Here is a 14,748-nt window from a genome sequence, read left to right as displayed (position 1 = left end):
GGGGATGTCTTTCCGTTGGGTGTGGAAGGGTCGACCCGCGCAGGGAATGCCTCGCGCAGGTCGTATGAGGACTCAGGCCGCTTGCGCGACCTCGCCGTCAGGTTCCGGGGTTTCCGTGATCGGCGCCGTCTCATCACAGGCGCCACCGGCGGTCTGCATCATCGGCGGGCACCAGGCGGCCACGACAGCGCGCTGTGTATCCGTCAGCGTGGCGAAGGGTTCAGCGAAGAGCTTGTCGCAGAAGGCGACAATTTCCTTCTTGCTCGACAAGGCCAGCGTCACCGCCTCCTGAGCCAGACCCAATTCTTCGCCGAGGATTTTCAGGAGCCAAGCCTTCTTGAAGCGATTGAAGAGCGCCGCGTTCGGCGTCCAATGCGCGCGAATGTCGGGCATGATCTCGATCTCGAACTCATGCATCAGGCTGTCGCGCTGCCGATCCCGCGCAAAGCAGGACTGCGTAGTGCTGGCGGTCGCATAAGCCACGAGCTTGGCCTTCTCGCCGACCTCCAGCGCGCGAAACGCCGCGAACTGATCGGCGGGCGCGCGGGTGTCATCGAGCCACGAGAGATCAAGCGCATCATGCGCCGCCGCCACCTGCTCGAGCGAGGTCTCGTTGATTTCGTCCATCTTGGCATGGCTGCGGTATTCCTTGCGGGCCTCGACCTTGATCGCCTGCGTGACACTCATGCCGCTGGCCAGAACGTCACTGACCAGCTTGAAGAGCGTCAGATCCAGCGTGGCCTCCGGATGCAGCGCCATCGCGGCCCCAAGCGCCATGGCTCGCTCGGTCTTGAGGTCCTCAGCCAGCGAGGCCGGGTAGCTGATCTCGCCCGGGTCAGGGGCCTCTTCCCCCGTCTGGCTACTCGAGGCGCCGCGCGTGCCCTCCGCTTTTACGGTGTCCTCCGGGCGTACGAGGCCGATATGGAGCGTCACCTGACCACTCGACCAGGACGCGACCACGCCTGCAAGGGCCAAGTCCTCGGCGCTATAGGCCTCCTGCAGATCGCGCGCTTCCTCTTCCAAGGCGTCCACGCGCTCGTAAAGCGCGTTGTAGGCACCGTCCTCGAGCCCCTCATCCTCCATCTCGAGCTGCAGTTTCTCGAGTTCGGCGGTGATCTCATCGATGCGCTTCTGGGCAGCTTCATCCGGCTCGATCGGGCCGGGATAGACGCGGCCGTAGTCAGCCATCGCTGCGTAATCATAGCGCACCATCGCATCCGCCCATGCAAAGCCAAGTTTTGCGCGGGCCTCTTCGGCGGCGGCACTGAGTTTTTCGAGCAGGATGGTCTCGACCAGCGCCGCATCCTCGAGCACGGAATGCTCTTCCAGAAGGTCAGCCGCGACGGCACCGCCGCGGGCCTCGTAGTCCGCGCGCACGAAAGCTCCGATATCGTCGCTGACCTGCACGCCGCGGGATTTGAGCGCCTGACGAACAGTGTAGGCCTGCAGGTAGCTGTCTTCCTTGGTCAGCGCCTCATAAACCTCGCGCTGAACCTCCTGGCTGGGATGCTCGGCAAAGGCCTTCATCGTATCGAGCGTGATCGTCTTGGCCCGGGCAGCCGCGCGGATGTCGGGGTGGATAAGGCCATAGCGCAACCGGCCTTTCACGGCCGCCACCGTGGCGCCGAAGGTCTTTGCGATCGTCTCGGGCGTCTGGCCGTCGACCTCCATCATCCGGGCGAAGGCCTCGAACTCGTCGATGGCATTCATCGGTGCCTGGGTGATGTTCTCGGCGAGCGACAGGGCCGTGATGACGTCGCAATCCTCAGGGACAAGGCGGCAGTCGACCTTGGTCTTAGCGGTGAACGCCTTGGCGGCCTTATCTGCCGCCAGCTCCTTCAGGGCGGCATGGCGGCGACCGCCTGCGAGTACGGCATATTTGCCGTCGATCTTCTGGACCAGAAGCGGCTGGAGCAGGCCCAGCACAGCGATGCTGGCGTTCAGATGCGCGATGTTCTCGGGATCATAGGTTTCCGGCGAGTTGCTGCGCACATTTGCGGGATGCGGGACCAGATCGCCGATGGCGACGGTGAGAGGGGCAAAGCTTGTGGTCATGGGATATCCTTCCAGGTGGGTGAGGTGTGGCCCGCGCGTTCACGCGCGTGACCAATCCCCGGCTTCGGGGATCACCACGACAAAAGGCCCGCTTCCCCTTTGAGGGGTCAGCGGGCCTTCATCGGCGCAAATGTCAGAAAGAGGGGTCCCCTGCCCTTTTACCAGTCGCGCGCCAGCATAATCGTCAGCACGCGCATGGTGGTCGCGAGATTGTCCGGGGCCTCGGCACCGTAGCGAAAGTCGGAATCCGCCTCATAGAGATCAATCTTCCAGAACACGGTCTCGCCCCGGATCTCGACCGCCCCGAAATCATGCCATCCCTCGGGATCATTCTCAGGCTCGAAGGTGTCGAACGTGCCCGTGGCCTTCACCGCCTCGGCCATAAAGCCGTCACCGGCCTCCATGATCGAGCGGGTGACATGCATCCGGCCCTGGATGGGCTGCGCGGGCGGCACTCCAAGGCACGCAAGCTTGCGGAACGCGTCGTTCTGCGCCGCGATCACATTCGGATCCGGGTATTCTGTCTGGGGCTGCGCAGTGATGGTCATAGGGCTCTCCTTTGAGAAGTTGAAACACCCTTCCCACAGCCTTCTTTCACTTTTGCCGACGCACAACCCTCAAGCGGCCTCGGCGTTCTCCCCGGCCCTGCCCGTCTCCGATTTGGCAATCAGGTAGTCGCAGGCACGTTGCGCATCAGCGGCGTGGCGGAAGATCGCGGCCTTATCTGAGCGAAGGACACGCAACCAGTTGTGCAGGTAGGCGGCATTCATCTCGAGCGTATGCGCCGTGAAGCCGAGCGTCTGACCCAGGAACACCGAGGTCAATTCCGCGACGATCTCCTCGCGCGCATAGGACGTGTTGCCAAACTTCGAGAACCCGAAATCACGGTTCAGTCGATGGGGGGCTTTCGTGGCATGGGCCAGCTCATGGGCCCAGACCCCGTAGAAATTGCGCGGATCCTGGAACCGCGTGATGGACGGCATGTAGACCTTGTCCACGGGCGGCAAATAGTACGCTTCTGTTCCTGTGAAGACGGTCGTGATGTCGATGGCGTCAAAAAACGCCTGCATGTGCGGGATGGGCTCGGACGGAGGATGCTCAAGCACCGGGTCCGGCTCGGGATGGAAGCTATCCGGCAAACCCTCGATCTGGCAGGCATTGAACACGCGGTAGGATTTCTGGAAGCGGAATATACGGGCTTCCTCGGAGTGATCATCCTCGTCACTGCGGTCATGCTCATCTGCGCCCGCGTCTTTCCGGCTTTGACCGTAATAAACGACGACAGAGGATTTTTCGCCCTTGCGGACCTTTGCGTCCAACGCATTGGCTTGCGGCAGCGTCATCCAGAAGGGAGAGCTGTGGCCCGCCATCACGGTCCGCATCGTCAGCAGGAAGTTGTTCACTCCCCGGTAGGGTTCACCGCCCACGCGCAAGGGTCTGGAGCTACCGCCAGCCGTCCAGGGCTTGCGCCAAGGCAGAACGCCGCGCTCGATGATACGGATGATTTCGTTGGTGATGACCTCGGAGGCATCGAATTTGGGCGTGCGGGATCGGGCCATGGCTGGCGTCCTTTCGAGTTTTGGTGAGAGGGAATGGAGATCAGATTGACCGACGGGGCCGCGGATCGTTGGTGATGCTGGCACCTAGCTTTTCGACCATGTCGATGTAGGTGGTCAGCGAGACGGACCTGCCGGCACCCGAACGGTCCGGGTCGACCGAACCGTCCCGCGTAACTTGCGGCAGGTTCGCGAAGGCGATGACATTGGTGACGGGTCGAATGTCGATGGCGGGTGTCCCTAGTGCGACCGCAAGCACGGCCAGGGGGAAGCGCTCGATAGGCGCGAGAGTCGACACGGTGGTCCAACCGAGATGGATGAACGTCCCACCATCCCCGCAGATCACATGCGCGTTTGGCACTGCCTGAGATAGCCGAGATCGCGGAGAACGGCTTTCCGCTCGAGCTGCCGTGCCAGCTCCGTCTCGCCGGTTCGACGCAGCTTTCTATGCCGCCACCAAGAGGCAGCGGTCGCGCGCAGCACGCGCAAGACACCTGTTTGCATGGGAATGCCCTTCATCCGGAATGGCAGACCGGAACTCGGCCCGGACCCATCCGAGGCACCCCAAAGGCCCTCATCCGTCAGTCACAAAACCCGAAGAACACTTTTACTTTTCGTGGACCAAACCCATTAAACACCCAACCTCCACCGAACTGTACTGGCACGACGGGATCAGAACTTCCACAGGGCCTATCGGCTAGACCTGTGGCGGTTTCTTCGTCACGAGATAGCCCAGACCGTTCAATCGGCCCGCAACTGCCAACTTCTTCGTAGAGCGTGCTGATCCTTTGGCTTCCCGTCGATGTAGCGGATCGGCATCCTGGAAAGGGAAGCCACTTCGATGAAGGCTATTATGGGCATGATTTCTCGTCGCGAATACCAGAACGCAATAACCTATTGTTATTAAATTGTTTTCCGTTATCGGGCGGATCAGATCAGTCCGCAGCCAACATCAAAACACTCTTTTGAAGAGTTCGGGTGTCATGAAATTAAGAGATTAAGTTGCAACCGCTGTTCTGCGATGTCCTCGTCGTCCACTACGACCAAATCAGCGAAACGCGGGACCGCTGGCAACCAGCTGCTGCGCTTGAGGAGCCGATTGACTCGCTGGCTGTGTCGCCATTATCGAAGTGACTGAGAAGTTACCAGCTCCCCGCGCGCGGGAATTCGAGGATCGTGCCCTTGGTCAAACGGTTTTGGCAACCATCGATCGTCTGCTCCTTGTGCGCTACGGCCCGTAGCCGCGATATCATGCAACAGACATCCATAACCTACCTCTCAGGCATTAGCACCCATGAAGGCCAAGGGAATATCCGAGGCCAGGACCCAAATCGCCGTCAGCAGGCGCCGGATAGCGTTGAGCCAATTGTTGAGGGTATTCATCATCAGATCACAGACATCGAAAAGGGCAGGGGCCGCGGAGGCGCGCAACTGCTAGATTGGCTACAGCGCAACGCTCTGTATGTTCTTCGCTAGCTGCCTTTGCGCTACTAGCAGCGATGGTCACCAGCTGTGGTTTTACCATGATGATCGGGATGCCCTCGTCATCAGATCTTCGCCGCGACGAAGGCGAAAGCCACTTTCACGATTTCAAATACCGCCACACCTCAACCCCCTAACTTTTCTCTCTCGAACACCGTTTGTGTGCCGAGAGCCTACTTAACAGCTGTTAAGTTATGCCAAGCCAGCCGCAGCAGATCGGAGTTTAACAGCTGTTAAGCCGCGTTCCGCCCGCCAATCAATGCCATGACCATTGGGCCGCAGGAAAACTCGCTTGCCGCAGCTTTAGCAGTCAGAGCTCGCAAGTATCCACCAGGCGATCTTATGTCCGCGAAGCGTTCCAGCATGGCAGCAACGACGATCGACGCTTGCTCCGGACCCATGAACCGCTGGGCTTCTTCCCATGCAGACGCACTGATGCCCATGGCTGGCCGCACATGGCACGCCGCATCGAAGAGCTGATGCCAATGCCGGATCTCACCTTGGTAGAAGGTCTTGAGCGAGGGACATGCCGCGATCACTAGGTGCAGCGGGATCTTTGGCATGTGTCTTGTGTCCTGTTCATCAACGTCAGCCACCGGCTCATTCGTATCCACATCTGGCACACCCGCCGCTGCCCCGCTTTTTTCTAAAGCAGGTTCAAGATCTATGGATTCTTTTTTTGAATTATGATGGTGACGCTCAGATTGGGCATCATTGGTGTTCATTTCTTCTGTTTCAGGGCCATCGATGACGTTGCGTGCCTGGTCAAGGAGAGCTTCAAGGTCGGCTCGATAGGCCGCGAGGTCCTCAACTGAAAGCTTGCGGCGGAGCGCGCGGGCCGTGAGGGCAGCTTTGTCGCGAAGCTGATCCCAGAAGCCTAGGCCTGGCTGCATCTCGTCTCCGAACTCGGCGAGGGCCGCGAGATCGCGGCGCATGAGGCTTACGACCTCTCTCAGGCGCCTGACGCGCTCCTCAGCCTCACGTACGGCCTCTGCGGTCCGTGCTATCTCCTCAGACTGGCAGTAGAGAGGGGAAAGATCGAAGCCAAAGGCAACGCGGTCTTCGCCGTGCTTACGGACGTAGCGCTTCCCATTGGGGCTATCGCGCCGCTGGAGCAAGCCAGCCTCGACAAGACGCGCGAGGTGACGACGCATCGTGGAGCAGGGCATACCATTCAAGCGCTCACAGATCGCCTTGTTCGAGGGGAAGACGACCATCTCGGCGTTCCCGCCAAGCGCATCGTCCGGAAAGAAGCTGAGGAGCCCCTGCAAAACCGTCAGATCACGTTCCGAGACCCCAAAGGCCGCTTGCGCCTTGGAGAGCTCGCGCAGGAGTTCCCACTTGTTAACGGGTCTGGCTGGAACAGATGCCTCGGGTCGCTCAATGACGCGCAAATGGGCGTGCGATATCGGCCGCATAAACGGCGAGATTGGTGTGTACTCCATGAAAATGTCCACGAAGACAAAAATTCTAGGGCCCGCGAATCGCTTTGCGCTTGCGGGGTAGGGGCCAGAACGCTACATTCAGAAGTGCGAAAACTGAGATTTTGTAGCGGTCTGATCCCGGTGCGAAACCTTACAAAGGTCTCGTGAAGCTAGCTTCTCGGGGCCTTTTTCTTTTTGCCTGTATCGTGCCTCCTTCTTGTTGGTTGCTCTTCCTCAGTCTCCTGAACGCTTCCAGCGCTCATGAAGCTCGGTAATCAGCTTTGGGGCGTTGCCCTCCAACCAGCTGATAAAATCAGGTTCATCCGTAGTTAGATCAAGTTTGAGCTGCTTGCCTTGGCGGCCGGTTTTGACCGTCGCAGCTCCAACACCGGGGATGGCCAAAGCAGGCGCACCCTTTCTAGACGGGCTTGCTTTCCTCTCTGTGCTCTTCGCAGCTGCCAGAACTGCGAGAAACGCACGCTCAGAAACCTCATCGACCGAGCCGGAACTTCCGGACTTGGCTGCATGAGCTATGGCTAGCAGCTGGTCCCGATCACCGTCGTAGGCACCCAAAGCCTTTTTGAGCTCTTCCCATCTCGGGCGACCAATCCCAGGAGCTGCACCAATTGCCTGGATGAGATCCTCGCCGACCGTCCGAACGACACTCAAGAGCTGTGAAACTCCAGCTTCGTGGAGGTTAAGGACTTCGGCGACACCACGATTGGTGCGCTCAGCCCCTTCCAAATGGTCGCCGTCTAGAAGCGCCGTCGCTACAAGCGCACGTTCAATAAAGCTCAGATCACGACGCTCTTGGTTCTCGAGAAGCTGATCTCGAAGCGCTTGATCACCTTCAACCTCTGTGACGATGGCTCGAACTTTGATACCGAGTTCGCGACATGCTTCCAAGCGTCTGCGGCCATAGATCAGGTTGTAGCGATCGGCTTCCAGTGGGCGGACCAAGACAGGCACACGCTGACCGTTCTTGGAAATAGAGTTCTTCAGGCCCTCAACTTCAATCTGTAGTCTGTCATCCAACCGTCCTTCGGTAACAATCTGCGCCGGATCGATCTCAAAAACACCGCCACGCAGTCTGCGCCCTTCAAGAGCGTCAGGAGCGTTGCGAAGGGTCTGCAGCGGCAGGCCAAGTTTAGGCTTTCTTGCCATTCCGCCCCCATGTGTTCTGGATGATTTCAGCGATTTCATCGTTCACTGCGTTCATAGATTCGATCGCACGATCAAACGTCTGACGCGTGAAGTCCTTCTTGTCAGCTTCGTAGAGCGTTTGCTTGGTCAAGCCGGCATCAGAAATTGCGGTCGACTCAACCATGTGATTGGTCAGGACCGACCTCCCAAAGAGCCCGCGAATGAAGGCGATGACTTCGGTCTGTGGTGCGTCGCCGACTTTGTATCGCGTTGGCAAGAAGCGAAGCCAATCGAAGCGCAGATTTGCGCCTGCATCCCTGATTACTCCAAGGAGATCCGCAGTCATTCGCAGGAATTGGGACATCGACATAAGGTCAAGCATCTGCGGGTGAACCGTCACGAGCACACCCGAGGACGCGGAAAGTGCTGACATCGTCAAGAAACCAAGTTGCGGCGGACAGTCGATCACAACAACGTCGTAGTTCGCTTCAACACTATCGAGTGCGTCATGAACTCTCGCGAAGAACGCCTTCGCTCCGCCTCGCTGGATCGCAGCAGGCGTCTCGTGCTCGAACTCCATGAGTTCAAGGTTGCCCGGGATCAGATCAAGGCCGCGGATGTAGGTCTTGCGGATCACTTCGGCGATCGGAACCGGATCGTCATAGCGAACGGCATCATAGAGGGTTCCGCCCTCCATGAGGTCGAGTTCTGGCTGGATTCCGTGAAGAGCCGAAAGAGATGCTTGGGGGTCGAGATCGATCGCAAGAACCCTGTACCCCTTGAGCGCCAAGCGCTGAGCGAGGTGAGCGGACGTCGTCGTTTTGCCAGATCCGCCCTTAAAGTTCACCACTGAAATGACTTGAAGCTCGTCACTGTCGCGACGACCAGGCACGTAAGTTCCAGACTTTTTTGCGTTTCCTTCAAGCGTCTGCCGGATTTCCCAGATATCGTCGAGCGTATAGCGACGATGACTTCCAGCCGTCGTCTCGACATCAACGATCTTTCCTTCTCGATGAAGCTTCCGAAGATAGGTATGGTCGACGCCAAGGAGCTCAGCAGCTTCTCCGCTGGTCAAAGTGCGCATCACCTTCTTTGCATCTGGTGGGAAGTGTGCAGCGCGCTGAGCATGCAGGTTCGACGCGAGAAGTTCCGCGTAGTGCCCGATGGCGATATCTAGATCCTGTTCTGCTTCGCTCATGTGTGCCCCGACCCGTGGGCGCGTTTTTTATGTGACCGCGCGTTATTTTTCGAGACTATTGCCCGAGCAGCCAGATTCGTGCAAGCACTTTCTAGATTTGGTGGCAATCCGTTAGGCCAACACAAGTGTCGTGTTCAGAGGAGCCCCAACTTTTCCGCACGCTTAAGCAGCATTTTGACCGAAGACGGCTGCCAGCTTGCACGACCCCGAGGGGTGCGCTCACGCATCGATTCCAGCCGGTCGCAGATCGCCTGCAGTGTGATTTCGGGGTCCGCGCCTTTGATCGCTGCCCCGATGGCCGGCAGGCGGTCATCGGTTTCGCGGCGTCCGGCGCGGCTAAGCACTGCATCTGGTAGAAACCCGTCGCGGACATAGGCTTTCACAGCACGGAGTAGGCGGCTTTGGGTCCAGTGCCGGTCGTGGGGCAGGGGGCCATTAATGATCCGCGAAACATCTTCCCAGGCCATATCCGGCCGCAGGCGGCGCACATGTGGCACCCAATCCTGCGCGGTTTCGTTCAGGCGCTCCATGTAGCCGTCCTGTCGCGCCAGCCGCACCTTGCGCAGCGCGGCGGGATCCTTGGCGCGTAGCCCAGGATTGCCACCAACGCGACCCTTGGCGCGCGCAGAGGCAAGCCCAGCCTTTGTGCGCTCACGTATCAGCGCGCGCTCGAACTCGGCCGCGGCGCCCAGAACCTGCAATGTGAATTTTCCTTGAGGGGAGGCGGTGTCGATTGGATCCTGCAGCGAGCGGAAGAAAGCTCCCTTGGCCTCCAGACGTTCGATCACCTCCAGCAAGTGCGACAGAGACCGCGCAAGCCGATCAATTCGCACGACAACCAGTGTGTCGCCGCTCTGGACGCGTTCGAGAACGCGCGCAAGCACAGGACGCGCGCGATTGCTGCCTGAGGCGTGCTCTTCGAAGATCTCGACGCAACCCGCAGTTTGCAGGGCCTCAGACTGGGGCAGGGGGGTCTGATCCTCTGTGGATACGCGTGCATAGCCTATCAAGGGCATGAAATCTGGCCGTTTGCAGTTTTAGGTATTACTACTAAACGACCGAATGACCGCGCGATTATAGTCCCGCGGCTTTGGTCAGGTTCACGCGGAACCTGTCTCGGCGGCGCTGGTAACGACGGGTCATTTCGGCGCTTGTATGGCCGAGCTGCTTCTGGACATAGCGCTCGTCGACTTCTGCCGAACTGGCGAGACCGGCGCGCAAGCTATGGCCAGAGAAGAGGGCGAGGCGGTCTTTCTCGGGCAGCTCGGATCGAATGCCCGCTTCCAAGACGGTGCGCTTGATCAGGCGCGCGACATGCTTGTCGTTGAGGCGCGCTTCCAGCGCTTTCTTACCGTCGCGTGAGGTGCGCACGAACACAGGCCCGAAGTCGATCCTGGCGAAGTGCAACCATTGCTCCAGCGCATGCACCGGGCAGGTTTGCTCCTTGGAGCCGCGGCCGATCTCGACCTCACGCCAGCCAATCTTGGCATTGAGGGTGAGCAGGGCACCCTTCTCGAAGATCTCGATCCAGCCACCCGAGTCCGGCGTGTCGTCCTTGTGAACGTCGAGGCTGACGATTTCGGAGCGTCGAAGGCCCCCGGCATAGCCCAGCAGCAGCATCGCCCGATCTCTGAGCCCGCGCAGCTCAAAGGGCAGGGTGGCGACCATCGCGAGGATGTCCTCGGCCAGGATCGCTTCCTTCTGCACCGGCGGACGCGCATGCCGGCGCTTGATCCCCGCTAGCACCGTGGCGATGTGACGGTTCTTGCGATCGAAGGTGAACCCGCGTTGCGCATAGTTCCAGACAAGCCCGGACAGGCGGCGGTCGATGGTCGAGACCGATAGGGCAGGGGAGGGTCCCGATCCGGACGCCAGGTCTGCGAGATAAAGCCCCATCATCTCAGGCGACGGGGGCAGAGGCTCCGTGCCCTTCATCCGGCACCAGCGGGTGAAATGCGCCCAGTCCTTTGCATAGGCCTTCAGCGTATTGTCGGAGGCCGCGGCGCGCGCGTAGTCGCGAGCGGTGTCGACCAAGCGACCGAGATTGCCGGAACCGGCGACATGTGCGGGAAGGGAGATGCTGTCGCTTTTGTCTTGATCGCTGTCGCCGTTCTGAGCGATACTAAACACACCAGTGTTTGATGATGTCGACTTCTCTGTCGGACCGCCGGATTTTCTGAGACTGCGTTCCATTTGTTTTCAATAGCTTGCCTGTGTCGCATTTCTGAAACCGATTCAGGGTATGTGAGACTGGACGCCGGTTTGAGTCACCATTGGTGAGACTATCCAGCATCCATGCATTGAGTAACTTATGTCCGATAATTTTTCGACTGACAAGGATTGGGAAGAGGCCGGGTACCGCGCCCGGGTGCTCGCTGAGCTGCCGGCCCAGCTCACTCAAGGCAATGTCGACTGGGCCATGCGCCAGTTGAATGTGAGCCGATCGACGCTCTTTCGTCTGGTGAAGCAGTTCCGCGAGGACGGGCGGACCAGCGCACTTCTGCCGGACACTCGGGGGCCCAAACCTGGCATGCGGCCGCTGAACCCGGCGGTGGAAGAGATCGTGACCCATCATTTCAAGGCGTTCTATGCCACCCGCCGCAAACCGACCAAGACCCGGTTCTGGCGCGAGGTTGCAGCCGACTGCAAGGCGAAAGGGCTGGCACCTCCTTCAATCAGACGCCTTGGCCGCTGGCTGGATCTGAAGGATCAGGCAAAACTCATGGCCAGGCGGGAGGGGAAGGACAAGGCTGAGCGCCGCTATCTGGCCACGCCTGGGATGCTGGTCGCCAACGATCCGCTGGATATCGTCCAGATCGACCACACCAGGGCTGACGTGACAGTGGTAGATCCGGTGACGCGACGCCCACTTGGCCGGCCGACGCTGACGGTCGCGATCGACGTGAATACCCGCATGGTTCTCGGGTTTTACCTGTCGCTGGAGCCGCCATCGCTACTGGCCGTCGCACTGTGTTTGACCCATGTGGTTATGGACAAATCGCATTGGCTCACAGCGCGTGGAATCAGCACGGATTGGCCAACGCGGGGCATCCCGAACGCGATTTACGTGGACAATGGCGCGGAGTTCCATGCCCGGGCTTTTCAGCTTGCCTGTTCCGAATACCAGATCGACCTGCAGTACCGCCCGCCCGGTACGCCGCGCTATGGCGGGCATATCGAGCGGCTGATCGGCACCGTGATGGGCGCGGTTCACCTGCTGCCGGGGTCGCATTTCTCGAACATTTTCGATCGCGGCGACCTCGACGCTGAAGCCGAGGCGGTGATGACGCTCGATGAACTGGAAACCTGGCTCGCCTTGGAAATTACCGGCTCCTACCATGCGCGGGTCCATAGCGCGCTGGAAACCACACCTGCAGTGGTCTGGGCCACGCGGGTGGAAGAGGCCCAACTCCGCATGCCCGCCGATCTGAGGCAGTTCCTCGTCGATTTCCTGCCCTCGGAGCAACGTGTCCTGCAGCGTGACGGCCTGCATCTCTTCCACATCCGCTACTGGGCGGACGAGTTGCGCTGGCTGATGGGCCGGGAAAGCCGCAAGTTCACGCTTAAATACGACCCGCGCGATCTTTCTCGCATCCTCGTGCTGACAGAGAACGGTATCATCGAAGCGAAACCCGCGGATCTGACACGGCCTGCGATCACGCTCTGGGAGCACCGCGCGGCGCGGCGCGCCTTGCGCGAGGCCGGGCGCCGGTCGGTAGATGAGGAGCTTATTTTCAGGACGATCGAGGCGCAGCGCGACCTCGTCGACAGCGCCGAGCGGCAGACCAAGGCGATACGGCGCCATCAGGCTCGACGGTCGCATCTCGCCCCTCTGCCGATGATCGATGTGACACCGGATATCGCCGCTCCAGAAGCTTTGCCTGCGCCGGAAGGGGAGGGGAGCCCGTTCCTCAGTCATCCTGGCTTCAAGGTCGAGGAGTGGTACGAGGATGATTGAGTTCCCGCATCTCTATCCGGGGGCCGGCGAGATCGCCGCGCTCAGCTCCGAAGAGCGCATTCACCGGATTCGCGCCGACCGCTGGATCTCCTATCCCAGGGCCGAGGCTGCCTTGGAGAAGCTGGAAACGCTGATGTCGTTTCCCGAGCGCGCCCGCATGCCGAACCTGCTCATTGTCGGCGACAGCGGCATGGGCAAGACGATGATCATCGAGAAGTTCACCCGCGATCACGCATCGTGCTTCGACGAGACCAGCGGACGGCTGCATATGCCGGTCGTCGCGGTGCAGATGGTGTCTGGGCCTGATGAATCGCGCTTCTACCGCCGGATCTTGGCGGCGATTGGTGCCCCGGAGCCGCCGCGGGCGACACTGTCTGTGCTGGAAAGCTTGGCCTTGCGTCTTCTCGCCGAATTGCGTCCGGGGATGCTGGTCATCGACGAGATTCACAGCGTGCAGGCGGGGACGATCCGCGAACAGGCGCGTTTCCTGAACATGCTGCGCTTTCTGGGCAACGAGCTGCGCATCCCGCTGGTCTGTGTTGGTACAGCGCAGGCTCGCAACGCGTTGCGCACCGATGATCAGTTGGTGCGCCGGTTCGAGGCCTTCGCATTGCCGCCTTGGCGGGAAGGCGAGGATCTGAACGGGCTGATGAGCACGCTCACGCGCACCCTGCCGCTTCGGCGTCAAAGCCAGATCGACGAGAAGGCACTCACGCGGATGATTAAGGTGACCGGCGGCATTACCTCGGGCATCTTTTCGATCTTGTCACAATTGGCGATCGCCGCCATCGAAAGCGGCGAAGAACGTATCCTCTCGCGCGATATCCTGGGCGGCGACCGGTTACAGGCTGTCCTGGGAGAGCCGGTGTGACGGGGGGCGGGCGCCTGCCGGTCGTATACTCCCCAGAGACCGACGAGCGGCTGTCCTCCTGGATCGCGCGCATGGCCCCGTTCTACGCCATGACGGTTGCCGAGTTTGTCGCCGAGTTTGGGTTACAAGGGCAGGACGTGTTCGACCTGGAATGGCGGCTTTCAGAAGGGGAGGGGGCCCTGATTGCGGCCCGCACCGGTCTCGCGCTCAAGACCGTGCAAGCCATGACATTCCGGGAGTTCGGGCCACAGGTGCGTATGATGATCGCGCGGAAGAACCGGTCTCCGTGCCCGCATTGTCCCGAAAACCTGCATCGCAAAGCGGACGCGCTGCCGTGGCGATTTCGCTGCCCGGTGCATGGTGTGGAGTTTCGGGACGCCACCGGCGAGACCCTGTCCGACCGGTTCGGAAGCGATCACTTCAAGAAACTTGAAGGGCATGCCGAGGCCGGGGCCACTTACCTCGATGCCTGGGCGCGCGGTGCGGGGCAGCAAGACTTGGAAGCGCTCGAAGTGCTTCAGATTCTGACGGCGCGGCATCGCCGGGCCTCGCCTCCGAACGTCGACGAGCAGCCACGAATGTCTCTGAGAGACCGGCGGGACTATCATGATTTTCTGACCACGCCGATCCTCCGGCAGGCGCTGACGGTCATTGTCCCCGAATACGATCAGGTGGCGCCAGTGCTTGCCAAGGCAGTGCGCCCCGGTTTCCACGCCCTGGCGCAGGGCTCGCTGTTGCAGTGTTTCGCGCTGACGGTCGGCGTCGGGCGGATCATTGAGGATCCGGTCCAATGGGTGATCTCAGTCATGCTTGTGAGCGATGCGGAGGGGCAGGGACGGGTTCGGCAGGCAGTTAGGTCATGGCCTCTCCCGTTAAGACGAAGCATCTCAGCCCGGTTTTGGCGCGCTGAGCGCGAGGAGACCGCACGCCAGTCTGACGAAAAAGCCGCGAGACAGCGCCAGTCTCACAAATACCGCACCATCCAGTCTCATAAATACCGGTACAGAATCTCATGAACCCCGCCTCGTTTTTCAGGGAAGTACTTGAATCTCATGAATTCC

At 60.2% G+C, this 14,748-nt stretch carries 11 protein-coding genes and 1 pseudogene; 3 read left to right on the top strand and 9 right to left on the bottom strand.

All coding sequences use genetic code 11. From position 1 onward, the window contains the following. Positions 1-72 precede the first annotated feature (72 nt). From AB4M76_RS01715 to AB4M76_RS01675, 9 genes and pseudogenes are all read right to left on the bottom strand, one after another. Positions 73-2,055, bottom strand: a complete 1,983-nt coding sequence (locus tag AB4M76_RS01715; protein ID WP_368440085.1) for a ParB/RepB/Spo0J family partition protein — start codon at positions 2,053-2,055, stop codon at positions 73-75. Positions 2,056-2,213: 158 nt separating this feature from the next. Next, the gene (locus AB4M76_RS01710) at positions 2,214-2,603 is read right to left on the bottom strand and encodes a DUF3768 domain-containing protein (RefSeq protein ID WP_368440084.1); all 390 of its coding nucleotides are present in this window, start codon (positions 2,601-2,603) and stop codon (positions 2,214-2,216) included. 69 nt (positions 2,604-2,672) lie between these two features. Beyond that, complete coding sequence (locus tag AB4M76_RS01705; protein ID WP_368440083.1) at positions 2,673-3,614, bottom strand: ArdC family protein; 942 nt, start codon at positions 3,612-3,614, stop codon at positions 2,673-2,675. A 40-nt stretch (positions 3,615-3,654) separates the two neighbouring features. Continuing rightward, positions 3,655-4,130 (bottom strand): annotated as a pseudogene (locus tag AB4M76_RS01700) (hypothetical protein). 1,196 nt (positions 4,131-5,326) lie between these two features. Next, positions 5,327-6,538, bottom strand: coding sequence for a plasmid replication protein RepC (gene repC, locus AB4M76_RS01695; RefSeq protein ID WP_368440082.1), 1,212 nt, complete (start codon positions 6,536-6,538; stop codon positions 5,327-5,329). A 213-nt stretch (positions 6,539-6,751) separates the two neighbouring features. Then, the gene (gene repB / locus AB4M76_RS01690; protein WP_276154158.1) at positions 6,752-7,681 is read right to left on the bottom strand and encodes a plasmid partitioning protein RepB; all 930 of its coding nucleotides are present in this window, start codon (positions 7,679-7,681) and stop codon (positions 6,752-6,754) included. Beyond that, on the bottom strand, positions 7,665-8,858 hold the full coding sequence (repA, locus tag AB4M76_RS01685) for a plasmid partitioning protein RepA (protein ID WP_058243484.1): 1,194 nt from the start codon (positions 8,856-8,858) through the stop codon (positions 7,665-7,667). Before repA ends, repB begins: the two co-directional genes overlap by 17 nt. A 134-nt stretch (positions 8,859-8,992) precedes the next feature. Beyond that, positions 8,993-9,874 carry a recombinase family protein gene (locus AB4M76_RS01680; protein WP_368440081.1) on the bottom strand — a complete coding sequence of 294 codons (882 nt, stop codon included), beginning with the start codon at positions 9,872-9,874 and terminating at the stop codon, positions 8,993-8,995. A gap of 58 nt (positions 9,875-9,932) precedes the next feature. After that, positions 9,933-11,051, bottom strand: a complete 1,119-nt coding sequence (locus AB4M76_RS01675; protein WP_368440080.1) for a tyrosine-type recombinase/integrase — start codon at positions 11,049-11,051, stop codon at positions 9,933-9,935. A gap of 118 nt (positions 11,052-11,169) precedes the next feature. On the opposite strand from AB4M76_RS01675, the gene AB4M76_RS01670 reads away from it, so the two are divergent. From AB4M76_RS01670 to AB4M76_RS01660, 3 genes are all read left to right on the top strand, one after another. After that, positions 11,170-12,816 carry a Mu transposase C-terminal domain-containing protein gene (locus tag AB4M76_RS01670; protein WP_368440079.1) on the top strand — a complete coding sequence of 549 codons (1,647 nt, stop codon included), beginning with the start codon at positions 11,170-11,172 and terminating at the stop codon, positions 12,814-12,816. Further along, positions 12,809-13,687 carry a TniB family NTP-binding protein gene (locus AB4M76_RS01665; protein ID WP_368439832.1) on the top strand — a complete coding sequence of 293 codons (879 nt, stop codon included), beginning with the start codon at positions 12,809-12,811 and terminating at the stop codon, positions 13,685-13,687. Before AB4M76_RS01670 ends, AB4M76_RS01665 begins: the two co-directional genes overlap by 8 nt. A 71-nt stretch (positions 13,688-13,758) precedes the next feature. Next, positions 13,759-14,703 (top strand): hypothetical protein, encoded by a 945-nt coding sequence (locus tag AB4M76_RS01660; protein WP_368439833.1) that lies wholly within the window; start codon positions 13,759-13,761, stop codon positions 14,701-14,703. Positions 14,704-14,748: the final 45 nt, after the last annotated feature.

It is taken from the genome of Sulfitobacter sp. PS-8MA (assembly GCF_040933935.1).
Taxonomy (GTDB): Bacteria; Pseudomonadota; Alphaproteobacteria; order Rhodobacterales; family Rhodobacteraceae; genus Sulfitobacter.
This window is presented reverse-complemented; position numbering and strand designations above follow the sequence as displayed.